We start from the raw sequence: 26,025 nt of genomic DNA on the forward strand, positions 1-26,025 counted from the left end.
CCTGTACCTGGTGAGGTGACGTCGATCTCTCAAAAAATGCGCTTAAGGCAAGTCTTCTATAGAGCGTTTTGCCTTAACGGCATTGTTTAGGTAGCGGTAATTCCCCCAGAATCTTGGACCGACCGTCTCCGCAGCGCTTCCATTGGCCACCGAGCTGTTTGACGATGACGCCAATGGCTTTTACCGCGTTGGCTGCTTTGTGCTTTGAGCGACTGGCCCGAACTTGGAGAGTGCTGGACCGCTTAAACAGCTCTATTGCCTCTGGTGACTGCAGAACCTGACCACAGGCAACGATCTGGGGGTCGTTCTTGGGTCTAGGCGTCCCGTCACATAGCTGAACTAACCCTGAGCGCTGCAAGAGATCAACGACCTTGGCTGCGTTGGCTCCGACCAGATCAACGAGGCCACCGCCAACTGCCTTGCGTTCAATGGCTGCGACTTCTTCCGCGTTCAATAGACCAATCAGACCCTTAAGAATCAGCTGCTTGACAGGTGACAGCTCCTCAAAGGGTGTCATTCCCAGAATATTGGCTACTTTGGCGACCCGTTTACGTCCCCTCTGACCGTGCTCAAAATCGCCTAATGCTTCTAAGGTCCAACCGTCTTGATGTAAGTACGCCAAGGCATAGTCAGTGAACAACGCAAGTTCTGTGATCGACCGCTCGTAATAGGCGAGTGATGTAGCGATCATCAGCTCCTCGACCGGGCCAAGGGTGTTGATGTCGCGGTCATGTTCGAGCAACGCCTTATGGATGACCTTGGCATTCTCCTCTGGATCTGAAGTGAAGAACGGACAGCTCTGGTCGACCTCGGTGCGAGGCAGGTAGCCATAGCAAGTCCCCAGGGTCCGCTCTCTGCGCGCGCCTTGCGAGACGCAGTTTGGCGGCAGAGTCAGGCCACCAGCAACGAAGCCGACTTGATGGAAGTCACCGATAAAGGAGAAACCCGACTGAGCGACGGGCGTGACAATGACGACGTCCGCGATGCCCATGTCTTTCTCCATCAGGATCTTCCGCTGCTCGGTCTCGTCTTTATTGAGGCTGTCGATTACGACAACATGCAAACGTGAGAAGGTCACCGGATGGTCCAGCTGGGGTGAAGTGATCTCCTCGGCTGTCTCGATTTCGATGAAACGCTTAAGTGCCCAGGCAGATATGCCCCTAGTGGAGTCGTCTTTCTCCTCCCCCTTAGCGCCCGTGACAACCAGTACAGGCTTTGTTCTATCGGCGTCCTGAATCGTCTCCAGTAGCGCTGCTCTCCAGATGTTCTGCTTGTTCGTCCAGCGGAACACCCCGCCGTTTTCTTCCCTTGGGTTGCCGATCACAGGCAGAGACCTATTTACCTCGCGGACGCTGTTTATGAAGTCGATCTCAGGTGCGCCTAGCTGAGCATCCATCCCGTAGACCTGGGCGGCGTTGCGGATTGTCCAGACCAACCGACAGAACGTCTCAACGCGCTCCCCAGGCGACCCCCAGAACTCCCCTGGCCCAGCCTTGCCTAACAACACGGCCTCCATTACCTGGCGGAGCTCGTCGATGATCAACAACCCTGCTGCTGGCATGACACCGTCGCGCCAGAGCAGCTCGTTGCCATGGCGCTTGTGATCTAAACCCCAAGACTGGAGGCAGGCTATGTAGAAGTCCTCTAGAGACCCGCGACCTGTGGAAACGTCGCGGCCACCTGTGATCTGAGCGTTCTGTGCGTTGATTGTTCGACGGGGGCTGATGCAGCCAACAGAGAACTTCGAGCGATCACCATTCCGCTGGCGGCTTTCCCGGTGCATGTCGACTGCCTCCCCGAGGGCTTGCTTTGACTTGCCCTTCCCGGTCCGGCAGTTGGTCAGGATCGATCGTCCCTTGAGAGTTGCCCGTAGCTCCTCCTCACTGTTGATGAGCTCTGTAGCGGGGTCAGCAACGATTGAGGTGGAGGCCCTGGGACGTTCCCAGCCGTACCTGGTAGCGGCCATCGAGATGAGCCGCGCAGTGGCATCTGCTGGATTTACTGGCTCTACAAACGACGAGCACCACTCCAATAGGCCCTTGAGGTCATGCTCACCGACCTTGTCGTAATGGCCTTGGTCGTAGAGGAGCTGGGCGGCTTGTTCGGCTCCTAAAACAGATGTGAGATTGGCGACCAGTGGCAGAACCTTCGGATAAGTGGCCTCACCTGGAATGCGCTTGTCCCAGACCTGAGCAATCGTCGCGAGGATTTGCATGGCCTCGTCGCCCTCGTAACCGAGGACACGGCCAGCGGTGCAAGTGCAAGCGACTGCTCGCCGGGTGGTCGACTCTTTTCGGAAGTCATCGACATCCTTAGGGCCACACTCGATCTGCTCGAGGGAGCATTGCTTGCCGAGTTGCAGCACTGTGGCGACTTCTCCGGTCTTCTTATGAATTGCACCAGGCAGCCGCATGGCTTGAGTGATTCGGCTTACGGCGTCGTCGGCCTTGTAGTGGATGTCGTCTATGCGAGCCACATCTACTAGCCGTTCGTGGAAGCACCGGCACACCAGCTGATAGCGCTCCACGGTGATGACCTCATTTATTGAGAGATAGGCATGAAGCGATTTACCTCCTGTGTCGACGATCGTGAAGCGGACGTCGTAGGTGTGCTCGAAGGCCCGCAGCACTGCAAGTTGCTGATCCTTTGGCAGCATGTCGCACTCAACCTTGAGGCACGGCGAGCCCTGTGACTGCGCCTTGGTGCTGCCGCCAAACATCGGGTAAAAACCGAGTTGGTGACCCTGACGATGGAATCCATCAATTGACCAGTCCAGAATTTGTTCCTGGATCAGATTGATATCGACAGGCCTGCAGTGGGTTGCACCATCAACCTTTTGCCAGTGCCAGTTGCCGCCATCTCCGCCATAGAGCGTGAGACATACCTCCGATGCCTTAATGCCTATCGCTTCAAGAAATTCGGGAATTCGCCTGATTTCTGCCTGGACTTTCTGAGAGTCATATCCGGGCTTACCAAGTCTCTGATGACCACCTTGCCGATCAGAGGAGTTGTGAGGACGTGATTTGCTTACCAACGACTAGAGAGCTGATTCTTCAAATTACTGGGGGTTACTTGAGCTTCTCTTTGCTTTTAGATCGAGATGTAGTTGAAGCCGTTTAGGTCTCTCTGACGCTTATTGGAACCCTCAAGGAAAGAGCAGCTAACGATGACCTCCTTTCCCCAGCTTCCCGGCGAGCCCGCAGATTCCTTCGAGCAGCTCCTTGTGCACCGGGAATTTGGACCTGCTCGTCAGTTCAGGCAGACAGCAGTTGTCGTGGGTTGCTCTGAGTCAACCCTTCGCCGACGAGCGGATCATTGGAACTGGAGTGAGCGCCTAGCTGACTACGACTCAGGGCAGCTGAAGACAGTCTCAGAAGCACGAACTGAAGCAGAGCTCGAGCGATATGAGGAACAGCTCGAGACCTTTAGACAAGAACAGCTCGCAAGAGCACGAACCGTTGCAGAACGAGCGGACGAGCTGCTTGCCTTGGTCGAGCGCAGCTTGAAGCACCATCTCGAGGCCGGCACTGTCCTCCATGGACGAGAGCTACCTTCCGTGATTGCCGCAATCTGCAAAGCAGTAGAGGGTTCAATGAACATCGAGGCAACGGCGCTCGGAATATCTGAGCTTTTGAATGACAACTGAGCTGATGCGAATCCTGAATATCACCTGAGTTGCAGGCGATTATCCGCAAAGGTGAGAAGACACAACTAAGTTCGCTGATGGCTTCACTTTCAGCTCCTTCGATCAACACGGGTAGTTTGTAGTAGATGGTTGATTCACATGTCGAACACTCCGATTACTTGGATGCGTACAAGAGAGTTGACCTCTTGTCTCGGGGTGCATCGCAACACTCTTGGGAACATGCTCAGGGCAGGTCTTCTTCGGGATGGGCTTCACCGCCGCAAGATCAACCCGTTGTCACCGCGCGGCGAATTCCTCTGGAATCAAGAAGCAGTTCTGATGACATTGGGGCGTCTGTGACGGCCTGAGTGCCATTTCAGGGACAAAATGAGACTTGCCACAGTGATTGCTGTCTTTTAAGTGGCTTGGCAAGCCTCTATTCCAGTTCGCCCGCAGCAACTTTTGCGCGAATCTTCCGTAGGAGCGTCTCAACATCTTCCTCAAGGCCCGGCACAGGCGCTGTAGCTCCCTGCCATCGATCGGCTCTCGCGAGATGGAATAAGGCGCATCGAAGTTCAGTAAGTGTTCGTGCAGTGTGAATAGAAGAGCGTTGATCTGTCTGCTTGATCAATGGGTCAACTTCGTAGCCGTTAATGGTGTGTGCGAAGTGGATCCATCGATCACTGCCACTTTCAGGATCAGGAATCTGGATGTCTCTCAGATCTTCGTTGGAGATTTCTTTCATAGCCTTTATTGAACTCAGAGATCTACCCGAAGACCTCTCTGATGATCTCGTTCGAGCGGAAGCGGTGATGGTCGGAATACGTCCTCCTGAGCATGTCCTCAGATGTTGAGAGAAGACCTGCAATCTGTAGAAGGTCGAGCTGTTTCACCTCCAGCAGTCGTCGCGCAGCGTTGTGCCGAAGAGTGCGTAGCCCGATGAAATCGCGATCAGCTCTCAATCCGCGCTCTTCTGAGAATTCTCGCCAGATCCAGCCATGAATGGCGTTGAGCTCTTGTTCTGTTCTCCTCTGTTGTTCTTGGTTGGGTTTCTCATTCCATGGACTGGCGGCATCTCGGAGGCGTTGCGGAGGAGTGCTCAGTTTTTCAATCCCAACGGCTTCAAGAAGCTCTTTCCATGAAGGACAGAGTTGTGCCTGCCGATTCCTACCCCTTTTGCTATCACGGCATTCCACATAACCCCCAACGACTACTTCCACCCTTCCTGGAGGAGTCCACAACAGTTGTGAGGCCATTACCATCGCGCCACGAGCACCGGTGAGAGCAACCCAAGACGTCAGCCATGCGGCTGCATGAGCAAGCTCAGAGGTTTCAGCTCGATCCCAGAGTTTCAAGATGACGCGCTGTACCTCTTCAGGATCAATCGGTCGTCCCTGCCCTGCCTGGGGTTCTTGGTAAGCAAACTCTTTGCCTGGGTTGAGTTGCTTGCCATCTGTCGCGATCCCGAAGATCAGGCATGCAGAGGAGATGGCATCGCGACGACTTCTCGCTTCTGCTGGCCAACTTGCGATCCAACGCAGCAGATCCTCTCGGCTCGTAGCCCTGCCGTTGTTTTCGGAGAGCCACTGAACGCAGCTCTTAAGCCACTTCACACGACGAGCAGCGTGCTTCTCAGAGTTCCCGTCTGTTTCGATGCGGCTTAAAGCCTGTCTTTGATAGACACCAAGTGAGCTACCAACAGGACCACCCGCATTCCTTTTGACGTTGCTGTCGAAGTCGGCTAAGGCCTGATCGATGGCACGCGAAATAGCGAGGTCTGTGTCCTCATAGGACGCATTGAGTTTCAGCCACTTCTGATCTCCCCCCCCATCAGGTCGCGTCCTGAACGAGAGGTAGATCAGCTCCTGACCGTTAGGTCTGCTTTTGCGCCTGAGAGATAGGCCATACCGCTCTGAATGAACGGTCCGGAGATACTGGGAGAGCTGCTTCAGCCTTGCGCTGTTTCGGCGTTGCCCAGTGGTGTCTGTCATCTAGGGACAGGGCGGCTTGTCTGCCTATTTTATCCCTAAGTTGTCCCTAAAACCACTTGCACAAGGTTATGCCCACTTGCACAACCTGGAACAACGGAACAGTCAATTTGAGTGATGGCAAGTGATCTGAGTGCAACTGAGGGCATCTCGCCAGCCGACCAACGCTGGCCTTGGTGGCCGCTGCTGCCGCTCTATCCCTATGGACGCCGCCGCACGGTGTTCAGTGAGCTGATCCCCGGTGAGCTCTGGAGCTTTGAGCAGCTTCAAGGGGTGTACTACGTGGCTGTGCCGATTCGTCTCACGGTGGTGAGGGTTCCCGGCGGCTTGATGTTGGTGAATCCCCTGCCGCCCACCCGGGAGCTTCTGAAGAAACTCGCGGATCTGGAGGCTGTCCATGGACCCGTGCAGACCATCGTGATGCCGACGGCATCGGGGCTCGAGCACAAGCTTCCTCTAGGACCTCTGGCTCGCGCGTTCCCGCAGGCCGATCTGTGGGTGTGCCCTGGCCAGTGGAGTTTCCCTGTGCAACTTCCCCTCAGCTGGTTAGGAGTGCCGAAACGTCGCACCCGGGTTCTGCTCGACGACGGGGTGCCCCATCCAGAGATCTGCCACTGGGTCTCTCTCGGTCCACTGGACCTCGGCGTGGGGCGATTTCAGGAGATCAGCTGTTTTCACCGTCCTTCCGGGACCCTTCTGGTGACCGATGCACTGGTGGGGATCAGTGCTGAGCCCTCCGCGGTGTTCGATCCAGACCCCACCCCGCTGTTGTTCCATGCCCGCGAGCGGGGCGATGAGCCGCTTCTGGATTCAGTTGAAGCACGACGTCGCGGTTGGGCCCGGCTTGTGCTGTTCGCCTCCTACTTGAGGCCGGAACCCCTGGACGTTCCTTCGTTGCAACAGGTGCTTCGCCAGGCGTTTCGTCCCGGTTTGCGCTCGCCCCGTGAGCACTTCGGGCTCTATCCCTTTTCCTGGAAGGACGGCTGGCAACAGGCGGCGGCGGCCTTGATGGGGGACCCTGCACCGCGTCTGCAGGTCGCTCCGGTTTTGGAGCGGCTGGTGCTACCGCGGGCACGCCAAGCCCTGCTCGGCTGGTTGGATGAATTGGCAGGCCTTGAGTCCATGCGTTGGCTGGTGCCAGCGCACTACAGCGCTCCTCTGGCGTTCACCCCTGAGATCGTCAGTGCGTTCAAGGCGGAACTACTCCAGAGGCCCTGGGCCCCAGATCAGGGGAGCTGGGACTTTCTTGCCGGGATCGACACAACGTTGTTGCGCTACAAGCTCGTACCGCCTGACCCCTTCAAAGATTGAGTTCGTCGTCGGGGCCGATGGCCATGTCTTCGTCGCCGAACATCGCTTCTTCCAATTCCTTGCGCTGCTCCATCTGACGCAGGAAATACCCCGTCATCATTGCGGAGGCCAGCATGTTGGCCAGGTTGTCGCGATTGGCGGTGACCTTCACTTCGAACTGCTCTCCAGGAAGCATTCCCAGCAGACCCTGCACGTTGTGTCGGATCACATCCTGAATGTCGTTGCTCGCGGATTTCGCGACGCGTTGCAGCACATCAGGCGATTGATCCTGCAGGTACTGAATCAGTCCGTTGACGGGTTGTCCGTCCTGGCTGTCCGTGGTCAGGAACTCCGGGTTGAACATCCCGCCGCTCTCCGTCAGGACCCTGAACCTATCGCAGCTGTGTGCTGCGTCACAGTTGAATCCGGTTGTGAGAACCGAATCGGACCGAACCGTGCCAGGGGCCAGTAGCGCCACACAGCTGTTCCGATCACCAGGTTGTCCGGCAGGGAGCCCCACAGATGGGAGTCGAGACTGGCATTGCGGTTGTCGCCCATCACCCACACCGTGCCATCAGGCACGGTGATTGGTTCCATGGCGTAGTCGATCGCTTCATCCAGCCAGGGCTCGTTCACCACGCTGTTGTTGCGCAGCAGCTGTCCATCACGAACCTCGAGCTGATCGCCGGGCAAACCCACCACCCGTTTGATCAGCGCCGCATTCGGGTCGTAGCCGGCAGCTGCCAGTTGGGGAGGAACGGCGAAGACCACGATGCTGTTCAGGGGCAGGGTCTGGTGGGTGGCGCGATCGAACCTCGGCCTCAGCTTTTCCACCAGAATTCGATCCTGGAGCTGCAGGGTTGGCAGCATCGACCCTGATGGAATCCAGCGAGGTTCCAGCACCTGCCAGCGCAGCAGCAGTGCCAGAACGACCCACAGCAGCAGGGAGATCCAGCCACTCCGGCGTGAGTCGGTCTGATCGGGTTGGCTGGGCATCGAAGGGACGGACCCGGGGGTAGGCGCTGAACGAGGATCGCATCAGCGCTGCCGATCGGTCTGAGCCACGCCATCGCCAATCTCAAGGCAGCTGTGAGCCTCCTGGCCCATTTGCAGCACCAGGGACTTCGGCAGATTGTGCTCTGCCCTGGCAGCCGTTCCGCACCTCTGGCCCTGGCGGCCGGCGGCTTGGCCAGGCAGGGGGGGCTGACGTTGGTGACCGCGATCGATGAGCGTTCAGCTGGTTTTCATGCGCTCGGGCTCGCCCTGGCGTCCGGTCGTGCCACAGCGGTGATCACCACGTCTGGGACGGCTGTGGCCAATCTTCTGCCCGCAGCCGTCGAGGCTGATCGTTCCTGCATTCCCCTGCTGCTGCTCACGGCCGACCGACCGACGCGCCTGAAGGACTGCGGCGCCAACCAAACCGTGAATCAGGAGCAGTTTCTTGCTCCTGTTTGCCGCGCGTTTCTGAGCACCCCAGGCGAGGGGCTTCACCACCAGGGCGACGTTCAGCTGCAGACCCTGGCGTCGACGCTCTGGGAGAGGGCGCTGGGATCGGCTGGGCCCGTGCACCTGAATGTGCCGTTCGAGGAACCACTCCATCCCAGCGAGAGCGAGCAGCAGGCGTTTTGGTCGGCGTGGCAACTCCTACCGGCCGCTGGTGGCGAGCGTTGTCCTGCTGAGCCACTCCCCACACCCTGGGATGGTCCGGTTCCGGACTGGTCCCGTCCGGGCGTGGTGGTGGCAGGACCCTGGCGTGGTCTGCAGGCGGACCTTCCGGCTTACCAGCGGGCGTTGCAGGAGTTGGCCCTCACCAGCGGCTGGCCTGTGCTGTTGGATCCTCTGGCTGCTGCACCCCAGGACTTACCGGGGGTGATCCGCTATTGGGACCTGATGCTGCCGGCCGGATTGCCCACGCCTGAGCCGTCGCTTCAGGTGTTGCGCCTCGGTCCTCTCCCGGCCAGCCGCCGGCTTGAAGCCTGGCTGCGCGCGCTGGGACCAGGCCAATGGCTCATCAGTGAGGGGGACTGCCGCAGCCTCGACCCCCTGGGCCTTGCCAGCCAGTGCAGCCTGGGGCTGTCCAGCTGGTGGCAGGGCGTTTGTCCCCAGCAGGTGCGTACTGGGGAGCGTCCGAGCGCCTTGCTCACGGCATGGCGTGCCTTGGAGGCGAGTGTGGAGCGTGCGCTCGCCCAGCACTTGCCCCCAGCCGGCCCTGTCAGCGAACCGGCCTTGATGCGGCGTCTGCCGCAGCTGTTGCCGCCAGCCCTGCCCGTGATGCTGGCCGCCAGCAGTCCCGTGCGGGACTGGCTGGCTTTTGCAGCAGCCGACTCCGGCCAACGCCGGTGCTTCAGTTTTCGCGGAGCCTCCGGCATCGATGGCACTCTCTCCCTCGCGGTCGGTCTGTCCCGGGAGCTCGGCCCCCTGGTGCTGCTCACCGGCGATCTGGCACTCCTGCACGACAGCAATGGCTGGCTGTTGGCGTCGGCCTCAGCTCCGCCTCTGTTGGTGCTGTTGATCGACAACGGCGGCGGCGGGATCTTCGGGCAACTGCCGATTCCAACCGTGCCGGCCGCTGCGTTTGACCATCTGTTCGCCATGCCCCAGGCCGTGGATCCACTGGCGTTGGCCAGGGCCCACGGCGTGCCCACCCGTCAGCTGGCCTGCCTCGAGGATCTGCCCCATGCCCTGGAGTGGGGACTGGACCAGAGGCGACCGGTGCTGCTGCGGGTCTGTACGAATCGCATGGCTGATGCCGCCCTGCGGCAGAGGCTGCGGCGAGAGGTGGAACAGGCGCTCTGCGCTGTTCAAGGCAGTACAAAAGAAGGCTGATCTCCACCGCCTCCATGGCCGATCCCACCTCCCAATCCGTGCTTCCTGGTGATCCGGGTGTGGTGTGGCAGCCCTGGGGGGATTACAGCGACGTGCTGCTGCATCGAGCCCAGCCGGGCATCGCGCGGGTGGCCATCAATCGCCCGCACAAGCGCAATGCCTTTCGCCCCCGCACGGTGGTGGAACTCTGTGATGCCTTCACCCGCATCCGCGACGACAGCAGCATCGGCGTGGTGCTGTTCACCGGTGTCGGTCCTGCGGACGATGGTGGCTATGCCTTCTGCGCCGGTGGCGACCAGAGCGTGCGCGGTGATGGCGGCTATCTCGATGAGGACGGCCTGCCCAGGCTGAATGTGCTCGACTTGCAGCGGATCATCCGCAGCCTGCCCAAGGTGGTGATTGCCCTGGTGGCTGGCTATGCCATCGGTGGCGGACAGGTGCTGCATCTGCTCTGTGATCTAAGCCTTGCCGCAGAGAATGCCGTGTTCGGTCAAACCGGCCCGCGGGTCGGCAGCTTTGATGGCGGTTTCGGTGCCGGGTACTTGGCCCGGGTCGTGGGTCAGCGCAAGGCCAGGGAAATCTGGTTTCTCTGCCGTCGCTACGGAGCGGAGGAGGCCCTGCAGATGGGACTGGTCAATGCCATCGTTCCGTTGCACAAGCTTGAAGCTGAGGGCGTGCGTTGGGCCCTGGAGGTTCTGCAGCACAGCCCCACGGCGATCCGCTGCCTGAAGGCGTCCTTCAATGCCGAAACCGATGGCCTGGCGGGCATTCAGGAGCTGGCTGGTCAGGCCACCCATCTCTTCTACCGAACGGAGGAGGGGCAGGAGGGGCGCAACGCCTTCCTTGAGAAGCGAGATCCTGATTTCTCGGCCTCCCCCTGGCTCCCCTAGCTAAAAAAGTTGCATCGTTCACTCCGTCTCGGCGCCGCGATGCTCCAACGCATCCTTCCAGCAACTTTTTCACTGCTTGCCTTGGTTGCGCTCCAGCCGCTCGCCTCGCTGAGGGCTGTCAAGGCGGCCGATCTCCCCCAGGTTGAGGCGCCTGAGACTTCAACAGAACGGGAACCGGATCCGATTCCTCCCCTGGCAGCACCGGTGAGCGATGCCGATTCGATGGCCCGCGTCCCGGCGGATCTCCTGCAGCGTGTGGGGCTGCAACTTGTGCTCGATCGCCAGCACCGGCAGGTGCTTGTGCTCCACGATGGTTTACTCACGCGCCGATTCCCCGCGGCCGTGGGCACGGTTGGCTGGGAAACCCCTGCTGGGCGGTTCCGTGTGATGCAGAAGGTGAAAGAGCCGGTATGGACGCACCCTGTCAGCGGCGAACTGTTGGGCCCGGAGGAGGCCACCAATCCGTTGGGATCCCGATGGATCGGCTTTCATCGCGACTGTAAGGGCCGCGAAGGATGGGATGGTGAGCAGTATCTCGATATCGATGGCTGCACGGTGGCAGGGTTTCATGGCACCCCCTACCGCTGGACGGTGGGACGGGCTGTGTCCCATGGCTGTGTTCGCCTTTACGAAGAGAACGTGCAGGAGATCTTTGAGATGGTCCGGGTCGGCACTCCCGTGACAGTGCTTCCTTGACCGACCTCTGAACCCAGCTGTATGCGCTTAAAGTCGCGCCGCCCAACCGGTTTGACTGACCATGCGCGTGCTCTTTGCTGCCGCCGAATGTGCACCGATGGTGAAGGTGGGTGGCATGGGCGATGTGGTCGGCTCGCTGCCGCCGGCCCTGGCACAGCTCGGTCACGATGTGCGCTTGATCTTGCCTGGTTACGGCAAGCTTTGGAGCTCTCTCGACATCCCTGCGGAACCGATCTGGCGTGCCCAGACCATGGGGACGGAATTCGCTGTCTTTGAGACGCGACACCCTACGAATGGTTTGCCGCTCTACCTAGTGGGTCACCCTGTGTTTGATCCCGAGCGGATCTATGGCGGTGAAGACGAAGATTGGCGGTTCACTTTCTTCGCCAGCGCAACGGCGGAATTCGCCTGGAATGTCTGGAAGCCCCAGGTTCTGCATTGCCACGACTGGCACACCGGCATGATTCCGGTGTGGATGCACCAGGATCCTGAGATCAGCACGGTGTTCACGATCCACAACCTCAAGTACCAGGGACCCTGGCGCTGGAAGCTGGATCGCATCACCTGGTGTCCCTGGTACATGCAGGGAGACCACACCATGGCCGCTGCGCTTCTTTACGCCGATCGGGTCAACGCCGTATCGCCCACCTACGCCCAGGAAATCCGCACCTCTGAATACGGCGAGAAGTTAGAGGGCTTGCTCAACTACATCTCCGGCAAGCTGCGCGGCATTCTCAACGGCATCGATCTCGAGGCCTGGAATCCAGCCACAGACAAGGCTTTGCCGGCGACCTTCAGCTCCACCAACCTGGCTGGGAAAGCCACCTGCAAGCAGGTCCTGCAGGAACGCATGGGACTGGCAGTGAACCCTGACACCTTCCTGGTGGGCATGGTGAGCCGTCTGGTGGATCAAAAGGGAGTGGATCTGCTGCTGCAGGTGGCGGACCGTCTTCTCGCCTATACCGATTCACAGATTGTTGTTCTGGGAACCGGGGATCGTGGTCTGGAGTCCGGTCTGTGGCAACTGGCCTCACGCCACCCAGGACGTGTTGCCGTCTTCCTCACCTACGACGATGCCCTTTCGCGTTTGATTTATGCAGGCAGCGATGCCTTCCTGATGCCCAGCCGCTTCGAACCCTGCGGCATCAGTCAGCTCTATGCCATGCGCTATGGCTGCGTGCCTGTGGTGCGCAAGGTTGGCGGGTTGGTGGACACGGTGCCCCCCCACGATCCCCGGCAGAAGACCGGTACGGGATTCTGCTTCGACCGATTCGAGCCAGTGGATTTCTACACCGCCTTGGTTCGTGCCTGGGAGGCCTTCCGCCATCAGGAGAGTTGGAAGGATCTTCAGCTGCGGGGGATGGAGCAGGACTACAGCTGGGCTCGTTCAGCACTGGAGTACGACCATCTGTACCGCGATGTTTGCGGCCTCAAGGAGCCCAGTCCTGATGCTGCTGCAGTGGAGCAGTTTTCCCAGGGTCAGGAAGCCGATCCCTCCCGTCACGGTGGAGCCCCACAGGCTCTCTCCCCTGCTGATGAAGGCCCCATCGAAAGCAGCGAGGCATCGAGTGCATCAACCCCGGTGCGCACCAGTCGTAACCCCCTCGCCAGGCTGCTCGGCAAACAGCGACGATGATTGTGTATGGCTGAACCCCAGGACAAAGGCGCCTTACCAGCTCCCTACCAGAGTCCATGGGAAGCCCTGCGCCGTGATGTGCCCGCTGCACTGGCTGACTTGCGCCTACGGGCTCAGGAACTCTGGCGCCGCAATCGGGAGGGAGATCTCTCCACACCGGCGTTCTGGCCCGAGGATCTAGCGCCTCTGTTCTGGCCGCTGCTCCTGGTGCTCGTGGTCGCCTTGCTGGTGTTGGGGGGACTGCAGCTCAAGGGAGCGCTCGCGCCTGAGGAGGCCCCGGATCCTCCAGGCATCGAGCGCATTCTCACCACACCACTGCCCGAGGCCAAACCTCTGGCAGCGATTCCGGAGCCCGTGCCGTCTGAGCCTGTTGCTGCTCCCATCGATCCTCCTCAGGATCTGTCACTCGATTCCATCGCTGCCGAACCTGCGGCTGCCGAGCCAGAGGTCCCGCTGTTGCAGGTCACCCCCCTCCTCAGGCTTCTGGCTGATGCGGATCGTGATTCCGCCCTCCCGGAGGGCTTGCTGCTGACAGCGCAACCGGTCCCGGAGCGCAATGGAGCTGTGCTGACGCTTGATGCCAAGCAGTGGGCGGCCCTGGCGCCATCCCAACGGCTTGATCGCACTGAAGCCTGGTGGCAGCAGCTTCAGGAGGAGGGTTACGACGATCTCACCCTGGAGGATGCCGGCCACCATCTGCTGGCACGGCCATCCCGCGTCGGCAACGGCATGATCATGTTCGATCCGCAGAAAACACCGTGACACTGCAGCTCTCCCAGCTGGTGGAGCTCTGGGGGCAGCCCCTCTGGGCGGGTGGTCCTTCCCCGGATCTGTCGCAGGCCCTTGGACCGGTCTGCACCGATAGCCGCACACTGGAGCCGGGATCGTTCTTCATCCCGCTGCGCGGGGAGCGATTCGATGGCCATCGCTTTCTCAGCAGTGCTGCTGAGAAAGGAGCACAGGCTGCCTTTGTGGCCAGCGACTGCGCCCATGCTGTGCCAGACGGGCTGCTGCACTGGAAAGTGGCGGACACGCTCGAGGCCTACCAACAGCTGGCCACCCTCCATCGCCGCCAACTGAACGCTGCCGTGGTGGCAGTGACCGGATCAGCCGGAAAAACCACCACCCGCGAATTGATTCGCTCGGCACTGGCACCCCTGGGCGATGTGCAAGCCAGCGACAGCAACAACAACAACGACATCGGTGTGCCGCTCACCCTCCTTGGAGCGCACCGCGACCATGCGGCCGTGGTTGTGGAGATGGGAATGCGCGGAGCCGGTGAGATTGAACGTCTCTCCTGTTGTGCGGAACCGGAGATCGCTGTGATCACCAATATCGGCACGGCGCACATCGGGCGGCTCGGGAGCCGCGCGGCCATTGCCTCCGCGAAATGTGAGATCACTGCCGCACTCTCGCCCCGTGGGGTTGTGGTGATCCCGGCTGGCGATGCGCTTCTGGAGGATGCGTTATCGCGCTGCTGGACGGGCCGCATTCTGCGCGTTGCCCTCGAGGGAGATGAGCCCGAGGGCGGCCCTGAGGTGAGTGGACTGACCTCAGCAGCGCTGCCGGATCCCGATCTTGTTGGTGATTTCCAGCCGGAGGATCAATCGCTGGCGTTCCAAGGTCTGCGCTTCCGCTGCCCTCTCGAGGGGCGTCACAACGCCCGCAACTTCATGTTGGCTCTGGCGGTTGCGTCCGAACTCGAGGTGCCCCTGCACTCTCTTGAGGCCATGGATGTGGCGATGCCGGGTGGACGGAACAAGCGTCTGAGCGTGGGCGGCATTTCCCTGCTCGATGAGACCTACAACGCCTCACCGGAAGCGGTGTTGGCCGCTCTTGAATTGCTCGCTCACCAACCGGGGCGTCGCTTTGCTGTGTTGGGAACCATGCTGGAGCTCGGCAGTCGCAGCGTTGAACTGCACCGGCGTGTGGCTCAGAGAGCTGTTGATCTCAAGCTCGATGGCCTGGTGGTCGTCGCGGACGGAGACGAAGGCGAGGCGATGGAGGCCACGGCTTGCTCCCTGGGTCGTTTTGCACGGGTTCAGACCCCTGAGGAAGCGGCTCTGCCTTTATGCGCATGGGTGAAGCCAGGAGACACGGTGCTGCTCAAGGCCAGCCGTGGTGTGGCGCTGGAGCGCCTGATTCCCCCCCTGCAGAACTCGTTGATCGGGTGATCAGGCGGCCATCAGGCTGGAGTGGCCCTCTTCGCAGCGGATCAGATCGATCGCGTTGGGGTGATCTTTGATGTACTTGATCATTTCCATGGCCAAGACCCGAGCCTCAAAAGCATCGCCGGCGTAATAGCAGCCCTCGATGCGATTGCTGTTGGCATCGCGGTAGCGCACGGTGTAGCGCTTGTGATCGTGCATGGATCCAGTGGATGGATGCTTCCAACCTCACGCATCGAAGGCCCTTTGCCATCATCAGTTCGTGAAGAGATTCTGGTGATTTGAATAAGTTTCTTGGGAGTTAATTGTCCCTTGAACTTGTCTTCTCAAGGGGGCAATCTGATGCGGAATCGCTGACTCTTAATGCAGCGCAATCACGTTTTTTTCAGGAATTCCAGCCCTCTTTCACCCATTGTTTGGCACGACCCAGTGCCAGGGAGCCATTTGGAACATCTTTGGTGATCGTGGATCCTGCTCCGATCGTTACATCGGCGCCGATGGTGACCGGGGCGACCAGCACCGAATTGGCTCCTGTCTTGCTTCGGTCTCCGATCACGGTGCGGTGTTTGTTGACACCGTCGTAATTCGCGGTGATCGTTCCGGCGCCCACATTCACGTCTGTTCCAAGTTCTGCATCACCGATGTAACTCAGGTGGTTCACCTTGGTGCCTGCGGCCAGGGTGCTCTTCTTCACTTCAACAAAGTTGCCGATGCGGCAGCCTTCGCCGATGTCTGCTGCCGGCCTCAGGTTGGCAAAAGGGCCAACCGCTACATCGCGAGCGACTTTGGCACCGCGGACCACCGAATGCAGCACGGTGACATTCTCGGCCAGTTCGGAATCCTCCAGCAGGCTGCCAGGTCCGAGGCGGCAGTTGTCGCCGATGCTGCACACACCACGCAGGTGGGTCTGAGGTTCGATCACAACGTCGCGTCCAAACCGGCATGACTCACTCAGGGTGCAGCTGGCTGGATCCACGAAGGTCACTCCCTGATCCATCCAATGGTCGCGAAGGCGCTGTTGGAGCAGGGTTTCGCACTGCGCTAGCTGACGACGGTTGTTGATTCCGTTCACTTCATCGGCGTCTGCCACCTCGAGATGCATGGCGCGCTCCAGCATGGAGACGGTATCGGTTAGATACAGCTCACCCTGGTCGTTGTCGGTGCTGAGGTTGGGCAGCACGGCCAGGAGCTTGCTCCAGTTGAAGCAGTAGATGCCAGCGTTGGTCAGCGTGTTGCGTCGCTGCTCTTCGCTGCAATCACGGTGCTCAACAATGGCGCTCACGCGACCGTCGTCATCGGCGAAGACACGCCCGTATCCAGTCGGATCGGCCAGACGTGCCGTGAGCAAGGTCACGTCGGCACCGCTGTTGCGGTGGGTCTCCACTAACTGCTCAATCGTTTCGGCTCGAAGCAAGGGAACGTCTCCATTCAGGACCAGCAATTCCCCGGTAAAGCTCTGAAGAGGAGCGATTAATTGCTGAACGGCATGGCCGGTTCCGTTCTGCGGTTGCTGGAGAACAAATTCCAGACCTTCGAGATGATTCAGTTGCTCTTCTACGCGTTCGGCTTGGTGCCCCACGATCAGGATCCGGCGTTCTGGTGCCAGTGTTCTGGCACTGGCCAGAACCCGCTCCACCAGCGTGGCTCCTGCCAGGGGCTGCAGCACCTTTGGCAGAGCACTCTTCATGCGAGTGCCTTTTCCTGCGGCCAGAACGGCAACGGCGAGCATGGTCTGCAGAACGAACCCGGGGGAATCTACCGGGATCAGCCGGTGGCGTCTTGCCGCCAGCGCCTTTGCCAGGCATTGGTTGCCTCCAGCTTGCAGCTGGCCTGTTCAAGGCTCCGGCGCCGCAGGATGGCAGCGCTGTCATCAGCGCTGCTGGGATCACGAAAGGGCACGGCGGCACGGGTGTGGAGGTGTTCTTCCTCCATGGCCAACAGCGCTCTCCAGCCCGGTCCTGCATCAGGAATCGGCGGTCCGGGGCGTACGGCCATTGTGCCGCTGCTCCAGCCTGGTCGTTCACCCGGAGCTGGCAGGAGCGACAGCAGGGTTAAACCGTTTCGTCGCAGGCTGGCTCTCACCGCCGCTGAACGGCTATAGGTCAGCAGACGGCCGCCTGGTGCCAGGCGTCCAGCCAGGCCTGCCAGGAACTCTTCAGTCCATAACTCAGGACAGCGCTGCGGTGAGAAGGCGTCCTGGAGGATTAGATCAAAATGCTGTTCACCGGGGATCATCTGCAACATGCGCCGGGCATCTCCCCAGAGCAGCTCGCCCCTGCTGCAGGTGTGATGCCAACCCCCGTGATCACGCATCTGTTCGAGGATCTCCAGAACGGATGTCGACCAGCTGCTGCGGAAGTGCGGCTGGGCTAAGGCCAGCTCCAGAGGTCGCCGGTCGAGTTCCAGCCCCCACCACATCAGCTCAGGAGCTGGTGAGGGAAGCGCTTCCAACACCGCGGCGCTGTTGTATCCAAGGCCAACACAGACATCGAGAACCCTGAGCGCTGTCCCGTTGCGAAATCGCTCCAGCTGGGCTGGCACGGCGAACTTCGCGATGGCTTCGTTGCGGGCACCGGCGGAATTGTGAAAGGCCTCACCAAACCGCTCGCTTTGCAGGCTGAAACTCCCGTCCGCAGTCGGATAGGCGTGCAGTGCTCCGAGGTCAGGTCCGCAGTCGTGCAAGGTCATCCCAGAACGAGGGGTAAGACACCGCCGCGGCCTCGCTTCGATTCAGTGTTGAGTCACCGCTTGCTAGCAGTGATGCCACCGCCAAACTCATGGCCACGCGGTGATCCGTTTCACTGTCCAGCGCCGCCCCTCGCAGGGGACGACCTCCGCGAATCACCAGACCATCGGGTGTTTCATCGAGGTCAGCGCCCATGGCCTTCAGTTGACGGGCCATCACGGCCAGGCGATCTGTTTCCTTGACTCGAAGCTCGGCAGCTCCGCTGATGTGGCTTTCGCCATCGCAAAAACAGGCCGCCACCGTGAGGATCGGCACTTCATCCACCAGCCGGGGCATGATGTCCTCCCCGAAGCGGAAGGGTTGCAGTGGGCCGCTGGTCACGCGCAGATCGCCGACGGGCTCTCCAGCCACATCGCGGCGGTTGAGCACTTCAATCTTCGCTTCCATCTGTTCCAGCACATCCAGCACGCCGGTGCGCGTGGGGTTCAGCCCCACGTTCTCCACGGTGAGATCAGCACCTGGGACCAGAGCACCTGCGACTAGCCAGAAGGCTGCTGAACTGATATCCCCCGGGACCACCACGTGCTGTCCCTTCAGCTGAGCACCTGGCTGCACCCTGATGTGCCGCCCCATTTCTCCTCCCACGGTGAGATCGGCTCCGAACGCCTTCAGCATGCGCTCGCTGTGGTCACGGGAGGGAGCGGGCTCGATCACGGTGGTGGACCCTTCGGCGGTGAGTGCCGCCAGTAGCAACGCTGATTTCACCTGGGCACTGGCCACAGGGGTTCCCACCACAGCCCCCCGCAGACGGCGACCCTGCACGGCCAGCGGCGCAAAGTTGCCATCACCACGGCCTCGGACCTCGGCGCCGAGCATGGCTAGGGGGTGGCCCACCCGTTGCATCGGTCGCCTGCGTAGTGAGGCGTCACCGGTAAGAACGAAGTGGCGCCCATGACGGCCTGCCAGCAGCCCGAGCATCAGGCGCATGGTGGTGCCTGAGTTGCCGCAGTCGAGCACGGTGTCTGGCTCCTGCAGTCCATCGAGGCCGACGCCGGTGACGCGGATCAAATCGCCTTCAGCAATCGGGCTGATCTCAGCTCCCATCGCCCGCAGGCAGGCGGCGGTGCTGATTGGATCTTCGGCTGGAAGTAAGCCTTCGATGGTGGTTTCACCCTCGGCAATCGCTCCGAACAGCAGGGCCCTGTGAGAGATCGACTTGTCTCCCGGGACCCTGACACGCCCCTTAAGGCTTCCGCCTGCTTTCAATTCACGGGCAGCGGCGGTGGATCCCGTCACGTGGTTCAGGAAGGTTTGGATGCTCGCGATCCTATGGGTCGGTTCTGCAAGAGAGCATCGAGGGCGTAGCCGAACAGGCTCGGATCCGGCTCTTGAGCCGCTAGATCGTCCAGCCCCAGTTCCTCCAGCCGGTCTGACACCCGTTGTTCGAGATCGTCGGGTCGGCTCAGGGGCTCTCCCCAGTCGTGATTTTTCTCCGGGCCGATCTTGGTGGTGGCATCGATGGCCATGCGACCCCCTAAACCCAATTGCTCGCTTGCGAAGTCGAGGGTGTCAAACGGCGTGTTCTCGAGAACAAAGAGATCCCGCTGTGGATCCACCTGAGCAGCGATGGCCCAAACAACCTGCCTGGGATCGCGCACATTCAGATGGCTGTCGATCACCACAACGAATTTGGTGTAGGTGAACTGGGGCAGGGCACTCCAGAAGGCCATGGCTGCCCGCTTTGCTTGCCCTGGATAGGCCTTGTCGATCGAGATCACCGCCAGCTTGTAGCTGAGCGCTTCCATGGGCAGGAAGAAATCCTTGATTTCAGGAATTTGCTGCCTCAGGATCGGCGTGTAGATCCTGTTGAGAGCGATGGCCAACATCGCTTCTTCCTTGGGTGGCCGGCCGCTGAACGTTGTGAGGAAGATCGGATCACGGCGCTGGGTCATGCAGTGGAAGCGCACCAGGGGGGAGTCTTCGACACCGCCGTAGAACCCCATGTGATCGCCGAAGGGGCCATCAGGCAGAACCTCTCCAGGGGTGATCGTCCCTTCCAGCACCACTTCGCTGTGGCTTGGAACTTGCAGATCGAGGGTTTTGCAGGGTGAGAGCCGCACACCTTCGCCGGCATAAATCCCTGCGAACAGCCACTCACTCAGTTGGACGGGGATCGGTGTGGCCGCTGCCATCACCAGCAGTGGATGCACGCCGATGGCTACAGCCACCTCGAGTTTTTTGCCCATGGCCGCGGCCTTGCGCAGGTGGCGCGCACCACCACGCACGCTTAGCCAGTGCACCGTCATGGTGTTCACCGACTGCCTTTGCAGCCGATACACCCCCACATTCGGCACCCCGGTTTCCGGATCCTTGGTGATCACGAGTCCCAGGGTGATCACGCCGCCGGCATCGCCTGGCCAGGGCCTGATCAGCGGGATCTGACCGAGATCAACCTCATCCCCTTTGTAGATCTGTTGGCGGCATGGAGGCAGCAGATCCCGGTCGGGTCGTGCTTTCACCAGATCCCAGAACACCCGCGCGAACTTCTTGGTTTCTCCAAGCCCTTTGGGAGGACGGGGCTGTTGCAGCAGGGCCAGCCGCTCTCCAAGCTCCTCCAGTTGCTCTGGGCGATCGAGGCCCATGCTCCACACCACCCGTTCCACCGTTCCGAGCAGGTTCACGGCCACCGGCATGGAGGAGCCGATCACGTTCTCGAAGAGAAGCGCCGGTCCACCACTGGCCAGAACGCGATCGGCGATGGCGGCCAGTTCGAGATCGGGATCGACGGGGGCCTGAATCCGCCTCAGTTGTCCACGCTCTTCCAAGAGTTGGATGAAGGAACGCAGATCCCGGGTGCCGGGGCCGGGGCGGAACAGAGCCATGAAGACAACACCTCAGCGGTGGGTGGTCTCGGTACTGTGACGCACGCGGATCATGAGCGTGGCCATGCAGGTTTCCTATTTCCATGTGGCAGCCGATGTTCCTGATGCCATTGGCTCGCCGGATGGACCTGATGCCGCCGTGGTGATTGATGTGCTGCGCGCCACCACCACCATCGCTTGGGCACTCCATAACGGAGCCGAGGCGGTTCAGGCCTTTGCCGATCTGGATGAGCTGCGCCTGCAGTCCCGCGATTGGCCGGAACAGACCCGCCTGTTGCTGGGAGAGCGAGGCGGCCGGATGCTCGAAGGATTCGATCTCGGGAATTCTCCCGTTGCCGTGATTCCGGAGGTGGTGCAGGGAAAACGCCTGTTCATGAGCACCACCAATGGCACCCGCGCCCTTCAGAGAGTTCGCGATGTGTCCGTTGTGATGACAGTGGCTCTCCCGAACCGCATGGCGGTTGCGCAGCGACTCCTGCGCGACAAGCCAGAGCGTGTGTGGATGGTTGGCAGTGGTTGGGAAGGCACCTACTCCCTTGAAGATTCCCTGGCGGCAGGGGCACTGGCCGACGCCTTAGTGGCGGCCGGAGCCCAGGCTGCGAACGATGAACTGCAGGCGGCCCTGGCCCTGTGGGCGCAGTGGAAGCACGACCCTGAGGCCTGTTTGCGTGTCGCGTCCCACGGCCAGCGACTGACGCGCCTCGGGAATCACGACGCCGATTTCAGTTGCTGCGCCGGTCTGGATCAGTTGAGTGTGGTGCCAACACAGACTGAACCAGGGGTTTTAAGAGCCATCCGCGTCTGAGCAGCCATACCATTTGCATCGAACGCATTCGATGGCTGTGAGTGATTTTCTGGCGGCTGCCGTGCAACTCACCAGCACGTCAGATCCCGAGACCAACTTCAGTGCTGCTGAAGAACAGATTGATCTGGCGGCCCGTCGGGGTGCCGAGCTGATCGGACTTCCTGAGAATTTCGCCTTCATCGGTGAACCTGAGCAGCGTCTCGCGATCGCACCGGCACTCGCCGATCAGGCGTCCCAGTTTCTGATCACCATGGCGCGTCGCTACCAGGTGGTGATTCTCGGCGGGGGATTTCCCGTTCCGGTGGGTGATGGTGCTCACACCTGGCAGAGAGCTCAGCTGGTGGGACGGGATGGTCAAATTCTGGCTAGTTACGACAAAATCCACCTCTTCGATGTGGACCTGCCCGACGGAAGTTCCTACAGGGAATCCAGCAGTTTCTCGCCTGGTTCCACCCTCCCTCCGGTGGTGGATGTGCCTGGACTGTGTCGGGTGGGGGTGTCCATTTGCTACGACGTGCGCTTCCCTGAGCTCTATCGCTATCTCGTCGGCGCCGGCGCCGAGTTGCTGATGATTCCAGCTGCGTTTACGGCTTTTACGGGGAAGGACCACTGGCAGGTGCTGCTGCAAGCCCGTGCGATCGAGAACACGGCGTATGTGCTGGCTCCAGCGCAGACGGGTAGCGATGTCGGTCGTCGGTTCAGCCATGGTCACTCGATGGTGATCGATCCTTGGGGAACCGTTCTGGCGGATGCGGGGGTGTCCCAGGGGGCTGCCGTCGCTCCAGTGGATCTGGATCACCTCGCTCGCATTCGCAGTCAGATGCCTTGCCTGCAGCACCGCCGAACCACGGTGTTCTGAGCTTGGTCATGCCCCGGCTGCCCTGTCGTTTCACCGCACTGCTGCTTGCCGCTGCTCTGCAGTCGGCTGGATGGTTCGTGGGATTGCCTGCTCGGGCTGCCAGTGCTCTAGCGGCCTGGTCCTTCGGGAACGATGGGGTTCTGCAGTTGCGCACGTCGACCGGCGCGCGTCTGGATGCATTCTTCGAGGCCGGTGATCGTCGTCAGGGGCCGCGGGTTTGGATTGATTTTCCTGGTGAGCTCAGTCGTCCCAGGCGGATTCCAGGGTCGGGGCCGGTTCGTGAGATCCGTCTTGGCAAGCCAACACCCGGAGCAACCCGGCTGGTGATCGAGTTTCAGCAGGGGGTGACGCTTGATCCGGGGAACCTACGGCTGGTGGGGACGGCACCGGATCGATGGAAATTGATGTTTGAGGGGCTTCCCACCCAGGGGTTGCGGTCAATCGGCGAGGGGGATCTCAACCGTGCCAGCAGCGGGCGCTGGGGTGGCGTGCGCATCCGGCCGACGCAAACACCTGTGAACGCTGAGGGCTTGCCTGACGTCGCTCGGGGGCGGTACCGGGTTGTGGTGGATCCAGGGCATGGAGGTCCTGACCCCGGTGCGGTGGGCATCAACGGAATTCGTGAGGCTGAGATCGTTCTCGATATCTCCCTGCAGGTCGCCCGCCTCTTGGAAGCCAAAGGTGTTCAGGTGACACTGACGCGCACGGCTGAAGTGGATGTGGACCTGCCACCACGGGTCTCACTGGCCAATCGGATTGGGGCCACAGCGTTCGTGAGCATTCATGCCAATGCCATCAGCATGTCGCGCCCGGATGTGAATGGAATCGAGACCTTTTACTTCTCTGATCCCCGATCGGCCCGTCTTGCGGCCCATATCCAGCAGCAAGTGCTCAATGTGTCGCCAGGCAGCCCGAACAGAGGGGTGCGTCGGGGCCGATTCTTTGTGATTCGACGCACCACCATGCCGGCAGCTCTGGTGGAAACGGGATTTGTGACCGGTGATATCGATGCGGCTCGCCTCGCCACCGCTTCCCATCGTCGCAGGCTGGCACTGGCGATTGCAGCCGGCATTCTTGAGTATCTGCAGGGGGTTCGTTGACCATCCGTCTCGGTTTGTTTGACAGCGGCCTGGGGGGGCTCACGGTGCTTCGGCGTGTGCTTGAACGCCATGGGGGAGTTCCCACGATCTATCTGGGAGACACGGCCCGGGTCCCCTACGGCAGTCGCTCTCCATCCGAGATCCGAGCTATCGCCTCCGAAGTCGTCGGCTGGCTGCGTCATCAGCAGGTCACCACTGTGGTGATGGCCTGCAACACCACCAATGCTCTCGCTCGCGATGTGGCTGAAGGGCAGGCCGGGGTTCCAGTGGTCGGTCTGATCGGCGCCGCTGCCGCCATGGTGCGGGAGTCGCGGGTGGGTGTCTTGGCCACTCCAGCGACCGTGGCATCCGGTGCTTATCGAGAAAGCATCGAAGCCCTTCACCCTGGAACGCTTGTGGTGCAGCAGGCCTGTCCGGACTTCGTTCCGCTCATCGAGGCAGGGGACCTGAGCTGTGACGAACTGCGCAGCGCAGCCATTGGCTATCTCCAGCCTCTTCTGGAGGCCTCGGTGCAATCAATCGTGCTGGGTTGTACCCATTACCCGCTGCTTCTTCCCCTCCTCTCCAATCTGTTGCCTGATTCGATCCGACTGATCGATCCGGCATTGGGCGTGGCAAGCCAGCTCGATGCTCTGCTCGGCAAGCCGTTGCCAGGTGGCCTCGATCAGCCGCTGGCCCTCGAGGCCACCCGTATCTGTGTGACATCGGATCCGCAGGGATTCGCTGATCGTGCGACGCCGTGGCTGGGGCAATGCCCGCGGGTCGAACAGATTGCTCTGCAGTCTTCGGTCGATGCCTTCTAGGATCTCGCCACCGAGGGGACCCATGACCACCGTCACCGAGTTGCTGCAGCCGGTCGAGGCGGATCTCGAGATTCTGCTGAGCGATCTGCGCAGCCTGATCGGTGCTGGACATCCGATTTTGCAAGCTGCTGCTGAGCATCTTTTTAGTGCCGGCGGGAAACGGTTAAGACCGGGAATTGTGCTGCTCGTCTCACGCGGTTTATCCCCCGATGGAGAGCTCTCGCCAAGGCATCGGCGTCTGGCAGAGATCACCGAGATGATCCACACCGCTTCCCTCGTTCACGACGACGTTGTGGATGAAGCGGGGACTCGCCGGGGTGTGGAAACAGTCCACAGCCGTTTCAACCATCGCGTCGCGGTCCTTGCTGGCGATTTTCTCTTCGCACAGGCCAGCTGGCACCTTGCCAATCTGGACAATCTCGATGTGGTGAAGCTCCTCAGCCGCGTGATCATGGATCTGGCTGATGGAGAGGTGAAGCAGGGATTGTTCCGTTACGACACGGGGCAGACCTTCGAGACCTACCTCGAGAAGAGTTACTGCAAAACAGCCTCCCTCATTGCCAACAGTGCCAGGGCGGCGGGCGTTCTCAGTGGCTGCACCGAGCCTCAATTGGAATCTCTTTACCACTACGGCCGGCAACTGGGCTTGGCCTTTCAGGTTGTTGATGACATTCTCGATTTCACCGGGAGTGATCAGCAGCTCGGTAAGCCCGCGGCCAGTGACCTCTCCAGTGGTTACCTCACCGCCCCAGCGCTCTACGCGCTCGAAGAAAATCCTTCTCTCGGCGTGTTGATTGAAAGGGAATTCAGCAACGAGGGTGATCTCGACGAAGCTCTCCGGATCGTGCGTCAATCCGATGCCATTGCTCGGACCCGTCAGCTTGCCGAACGCTTTGCCCAGGAATCCCGTGAGGCCCTGAGATGGCTGCCGGAATCCACTTGCCGCACGGCTTTGCTCGAATTGCCTGACTTCGTGCTCAGTCGCCTGTACTGAACACTGTTCGCAAGCGCGTCTCCACCTCGGAGAGTGCCTGAATCTTGGTGATTCCTTCGCAGTTGTTGGGCTTAGAAAGTCCAGCCGATGGCATAAGACGCCACACGTTGCAGCCAGCGAGTTGCGCCGATTGGCAACCGGCATCGGAGTCTTCGAAGGCCCAGCAATTCTCCGGTTGCACATTCAGCTTCAAGGCTCCCAGCTGGTAAGGGTCTGGAGCCGGTTTTCCAGCTTTCAGTGCCCTGTCGTCCCCACAAACCTGCACCTGCAACAGATTCACCCAGGAATGGTGACGGATTTTCTGTCGCAAGGAGTTTTGATCACTGCTGGTGACCAGTGCCATCGGCAGATCCAGGGAATGGATGTAGCGCACGAGAGACTCGGCTCCCGGCATCGCCGGGGCTGCGGTCATCAAATCAGTGGCAAGCGGTTGACGCACCGCGAGCAATTGCTCGGGGCTGATGGGCTGACTGATCCAAGAACAGACCAGCCGGGCGTTCTCCTGCCGGCGCTGGCCTTGCAACTGCGCAAGCTTTGCATCGGTTAGATCAGTCCCGAAGTGGGAGGCTGCTTGCCGCCATGCGATCGCGTGCAGGGGTTCTGTATCCAGAAGAACGCCATCCAGGTCGAAGAGAAATGCCTCAGGAACTGTGGTTCCAGCAAGCGTTGACGCCGGCTCAGGCATGCGGGTCAATCGGCTCCTATCTGCATTCTGCAACCGGTAGCGTCTGGCTTCAATCACGGTGAAGGGAGCCTGGCAACGCTTGGCAACGACGC

General features: G+C 60.6%; 23 protein-coding genes. 12 read left to right on the forward strand and 11 right to left on the reverse strand.

Annotation, left to right across the window (positions count from 1 at the left end):
- Positions 1-73: 73 nt before the first annotated feature.
- From SynPROS71_RS05595 to SynPROS71_RS05605, 3 genes are all read right to left on the reverse strand, one after another.
- Positions 74-2,719, reverse strand: coding sequence for a hypothetical protein (locus SynPROS71_RS05595; protein WP_186597276.1), 2,646 nt, complete (start codon positions 2,717-2,719; stop codon positions 74-76).
- A gap of 651 nt (positions 2,720-3,370) precedes the next feature.
- Positions 3,371-3,538: a hypothetical protein gene (locus tag SynPROS71_RS05600; RefSeq protein WP_186597278.1), complete on the reverse strand. Its 168-nt coding sequence runs from the start codon at positions 3,536-3,538 to the stop codon at positions 3,371-3,373.
- An 854-nt stretch (positions 3,539-4,392) separates the two neighbouring features.
- Positions 4,393-5,616 carry a hypothetical protein gene (locus SynPROS71_RS05605; protein ID WP_186473050.1) on the reverse strand — a complete coding sequence of 408 codons (1,224 nt, stop codon included), beginning with the start codon at positions 5,614-5,616 and terminating at the stop codon, positions 4,393-4,395.
- A gap of 114 nt (positions 5,617-5,730) precedes the next feature.
- Here SynPROS71_RS05605 and SynPROS71_RS05610 point away from each other — a divergent pair, with 114 nt between their 5' ends.
- The gene (locus tag SynPROS71_RS05610) at positions 5,731-6,924 is read left to right on the forward strand and encodes a DUF4336 domain-containing protein (RefSeq protein ID WP_186597280.1); all 1,194 of its coding nucleotides are present in this window, start codon (positions 5,731-5,733) and stop codon (positions 6,922-6,924) included.
- Here the strand turns inward: SynPROS71_RS05610 and SynPROS71_RS05615 are convergent.
- Together SynPROS71_RS05615 and lepB are read right to left on the reverse strand one after the other, a co-directional pair.
- Positions 6,914-7,267 (reverse strand): DUF760 domain-containing protein, encoded by a 354-nt coding sequence (locus tag SynPROS71_RS05615; protein ID WP_186597282.1) that lies wholly within the window; start codon positions 7,265-7,267, stop codon positions 6,914-6,916. The two genes, SynPROS71_RS05610 and SynPROS71_RS05615, sit on opposite strands and share 11 nt — an antisense overlap.
- A gap of 14 nt (positions 7,268-7,281) precedes the next feature.
- A complete protein-coding gene (lepB, locus tag SynPROS71_RS05620; RefSeq protein WP_186597284.1) occupies positions 7,282-7,899 on the reverse strand; it encodes a signal peptidase I in 618 nt (205 codons plus the stop codon).
- 93 nt (positions 7,900-7,992) lie between these two features.
- Between lepB and menD the strand changes: the two genes are divergently transcribed.
- The 6 genes from menD (at position 7,993) to murF (ending at position 15,125) form a co-directional block, all read left to right on the forward strand.
- Positions 7,993-9,729, forward strand: a complete 1,737-nt coding sequence (gene menD, locus SynPROS71_RS05625) for a 2-succinyl-5-enolpyruvyl-6-hydroxy-3-cyclohexene-1-carboxylic-acid synthase (protein ID WP_186597285.1) — start codon at positions 7,993-7,995, stop codon at positions 9,727-9,729.
- Positions 9,730-9,743: 14 nt separating this feature from the next.
- Positions 9,744-10,619: a 1,4-dihydroxy-2-naphthoyl-CoA synthase gene (gene menB / locus SynPROS71_RS05630; RefSeq protein WP_186597287.1), complete on the forward strand. Its 876-nt coding sequence runs from the start codon at positions 9,744-9,746 to the stop codon at positions 10,617-10,619.
- Between the two features lie 39 nt (positions 10,620-10,658).
- Entirely contained in the window at positions 10,659-11,315 is a 657-nt protein-coding gene (locus tag SynPROS71_RS05635; RefSeq protein WP_186597289.1) for a L,D-transpeptidase, read from the forward strand.
- Between the two features lie 61 nt (positions 11,316-11,376).
- Positions 11,377-12,951, forward strand: a complete 1,575-nt coding sequence (gene glgA, locus SynPROS71_RS05640; RefSeq protein WP_186597291.1) for a glycogen synthase GlgA — start codon at positions 11,377-11,379, stop codon at positions 12,949-12,951.
- A gap of 6 nt (positions 12,952-12,957) precedes the next feature.
- Positions 12,958-13,713 (forward strand): hypothetical protein, encoded by a 756-nt coding sequence (locus SynPROS71_RS05645; RefSeq protein ID WP_186597293.1) that lies wholly within the window; start codon positions 12,958-12,960, stop codon positions 13,711-13,713.
- Positions 13,710-15,125, forward strand: coding sequence for a UDP-N-acetylmuramoyl-tripeptide--D-alanyl-D-alanine ligase (gene murF, locus SynPROS71_RS05650; protein ID WP_186597295.1), 1,416 nt, complete (start codon positions 13,710-13,712; stop codon positions 15,123-15,125). Before SynPROS71_RS05645 ends, murF begins: the two co-directional genes overlap by 4 nt.
- Here the strand turns inward: murF and SynPROS71_RS05655 are convergent, their stop codons facing one another.
- From SynPROS71_RS05655 to SynPROS71_RS05675, 5 genes are all read right to left on the reverse strand, one after another.
- Positions 15,126-15,320: a hypothetical protein gene (locus tag SynPROS71_RS05655; RefSeq protein WP_186597297.1), complete on the reverse strand. Its 195-nt coding sequence runs from the start codon at positions 15,318-15,320 to the stop codon at positions 15,126-15,128.
- A gap of 184 nt (positions 15,321-15,504) precedes the next feature.
- Positions 15,505-16,848 carry a bifunctional UDP-N-acetylglucosamine diphosphorylase/glucosamine-1-phosphate N-acetyltransferase GlmU gene (gene glmU / locus SynPROS71_RS05660; RefSeq protein ID WP_186597299.1) on the reverse strand — a complete coding sequence of 448 codons (1,344 nt, stop codon included), beginning with the start codon at positions 16,846-16,848 and terminating at the stop codon, positions 15,505-15,507.
- Positions 16,849-16,883: 35 nt separating this feature from the next.
- Positions 16,884-17,807: an MnmC family methyltransferase gene (locus SynPROS71_RS05665; protein ID WP_186597301.1), complete on the reverse strand. Its 924-nt coding sequence runs from the start codon at positions 17,805-17,807 to the stop codon at positions 16,884-16,886.
- A complete protein-coding gene (gene aroA / locus SynPROS71_RS05670) occupies positions 17,782-19,101 on the reverse strand; it encodes a 3-phosphoshikimate 1-carboxyvinyltransferase (protein WP_186597303.1) in 1,320 nt (439 codons plus the stop codon). Before aroA ends, SynPROS71_RS05665 begins: the two co-directional genes overlap by 26 nt.
- Positions 19,102-19,106: 5 nt before the next feature.
- A complete protein-coding gene (locus tag SynPROS71_RS05675; protein WP_186597305.1) occupies positions 19,107-20,687 on the reverse strand; it encodes a UbiD family decarboxylase in 1,581 nt (526 codons plus the stop codon).
- Positions 20,688-20,751: 64 nt separating this feature from the next.
- On the opposite strand from SynPROS71_RS05675, the gene SynPROS71_RS05680 reads away from it, so the two are divergent.
- From SynPROS71_RS05680 to sds, 5 genes are read left to right on the forward strand one after another with little or no spacing between them, the layout of a single operon-like run.
- Positions 20,752-21,492 carry a 2-phosphosulfolactate phosphatase family protein gene (locus SynPROS71_RS05680; RefSeq protein WP_186597903.1) on the forward strand — a complete coding sequence of 247 codons (741 nt, stop codon included), beginning with the start codon at positions 20,752-20,754 and terminating at the stop codon, positions 21,490-21,492.
- A gap of 37 nt (positions 21,493-21,529) precedes the next feature.
- Positions 21,530-22,351: a carbon-nitrogen hydrolase family protein gene (locus SynPROS71_RS05685; RefSeq protein ID WP_186597904.1), complete on the forward strand. Its 822-nt coding sequence runs from the start codon at positions 21,530-21,532 to the stop codon at positions 22,349-22,351.
- A gap of 8 nt (positions 22,352-22,359) precedes the next feature.
- Positions 22,360-23,451: an N-acetylmuramoyl-L-alanine amidase gene (locus tag SynPROS71_RS05690; protein WP_186597307.1), complete on the forward strand. Its 1,092-nt coding sequence runs from the start codon at positions 22,360-22,362 to the stop codon at positions 23,449-23,451.
- Positions 23,448-24,254: a glutamate racemase gene (gene murI, locus SynPROS71_RS05695; RefSeq protein WP_186597309.1), complete on the forward strand. Its 807-nt coding sequence runs from the start codon at positions 23,448-23,450 to the stop codon at positions 24,252-24,254. Before SynPROS71_RS05690 ends, murI begins: the two co-directional genes overlap by 4 nt.
- Positions 24,255-24,276: 22 nt before the next feature.
- Positions 24,277-25,248 (forward strand): solanesyl diphosphate synthase, encoded by a 972-nt coding sequence (sds, locus tag SynPROS71_RS05700; protein WP_186597311.1) that lies wholly within the window; start codon positions 24,277-24,279, stop codon positions 25,246-25,248.
- Here sds and SynPROS71_RS05705 read toward each other — a convergent pair.
- Positions 25,232-25,933, reverse strand: coding sequence for an HAD family phosphatase (locus SynPROS71_RS05705; RefSeq protein ID WP_186597313.1), 702 nt, complete (start codon positions 25,931-25,933; stop codon positions 25,232-25,234). The genes sds and SynPROS71_RS05705 overlap by 17 nt on opposite strands.
- Between the last annotated feature and the right edge of the window lie 92 nt (positions 25,934-26,025).

The organism is Synechococcus sp. PROS-7-1 (assembly GCF_014279795.1).
GTDB lineage: Bacteria > Cyanobacteriota > Cyanobacteriia > PCC-6307 > Cyanobiaceae > Synechococcus_C.

Coding starts and splice junctions, on each gene's coding strand:
- lepB (WP_186597284.1), bottom strand. CDS start 7,899: ATGCCCAGCCAACCCGATCAGACCGACTCACGCCGGAGTGGCTGGATC.
- glmU (WP_186597299.1), bottom strand. CDS start 16,848: ATGCTCGCCGTTGCCGTTCTGGCCGCAGGAAAAGGCACTCGCATGAAG.
- SynPROS71_RS05690 (WP_186597307.1), top strand. CDS start 22,360: ATGCCCCGGCTGCCCTGTCGTTTCACCGCACTGCTGCTTGCCGCTGCT.
- SynPROS71_RS05665 (WP_186597301.1), bottom strand. CDS start 17,807: ATGACCTTGCACGACTGCGGACCTGACCTCGGAGCACTGCACGCCTAT.
- SynPROS71_RS05600 (WP_186597278.1), bottom strand. CDS start 3,538: ATGGAGGACAGTGCCGGCCTCGAGATGGTGCTTCAAGCTGCGCTCGAC.
- sds (WP_186597311.1), top strand. CDS start 24,277: ATGACCACCGTCACCGAGTTGCTGCAGCCGGTCGAGGCGGATCTCGAG.
- SynPROS71_RS05645 (WP_186597293.1), top strand. CDS start 12,958: ATGGCTGAACCCCAGGACAAAGGCGCCTTACCAGCTCCCTACCAGAGT.
- menB (WP_186597287.1), top strand. CDS start 9,744: ATGGCCGATCCCACCTCCCAATCCGTGCTTCCTGGTGATCCGGGTGTG.
- SynPROS71_RS05675 (WP_186597305.1), bottom strand. CDS start 20,687: ATGGCTCTGTTCCGCCCCGGCCCCGGCACCCGGGATCTGCGTTCCTTC.
- SynPROS71_RS05680 (WP_186597903.1), top strand. CDS start 20,752: ATGCAGGTTTCCTATTTCCATGTGGCAGCCGATGTTCCTGATGCCATT.
- SynPROS71_RS05615 (WP_186597282.1), bottom strand. CDS start 7,267: ATGTTCAACCCGGAGTTCCTGACCACGGACAGCCAGGACGGACAACCC.
- SynPROS71_RS05610 (WP_186597280.1), top strand. CDS start 5,731: ATGGCAAGTGATCTGAGTGCAACTGAGGGCATCTCGCCAGCCGACCAA.
- SynPROS71_RS05595 (WP_186597276.1), bottom strand. CDS start 2,719: ATGTTTGGCGGCAGCACCAAGGCGCAGTCACAGGGCTCGCCGTGCCTC.
- SynPROS71_RS05655 (WP_186597297.1), bottom strand. CDS start 15,320: ATGCACGATCACAAGCGCTACACCGTGCGCTACCGCGATGCCAACAGC.
- glgA (WP_186597291.1), top strand. CDS start 11,377: ATGCGCGTGCTCTTTGCTGCCGCCGAATGTGCACCGATGGTGAAGGTG.
- SynPROS71_RS05605 (WP_186473050.1), bottom strand. CDS start 5,616: ATGACAGACACCACTGGGCAACGCCGAAACAGCGCAAGGCTGAAGCAG.
- SynPROS71_RS05705 (WP_186597313.1), bottom strand. CDS start 25,933: ATGCCTGAGCCGGCGTCAACGCTTGCTGGAACCACAGTTCCTGAGGCA.
- SynPROS71_RS05635 (WP_186597289.1), top strand. CDS start 10,659: ATGCTCCAACGCATCCTTCCAGCAACTTTTTCACTGCTTGCCTTGGTT.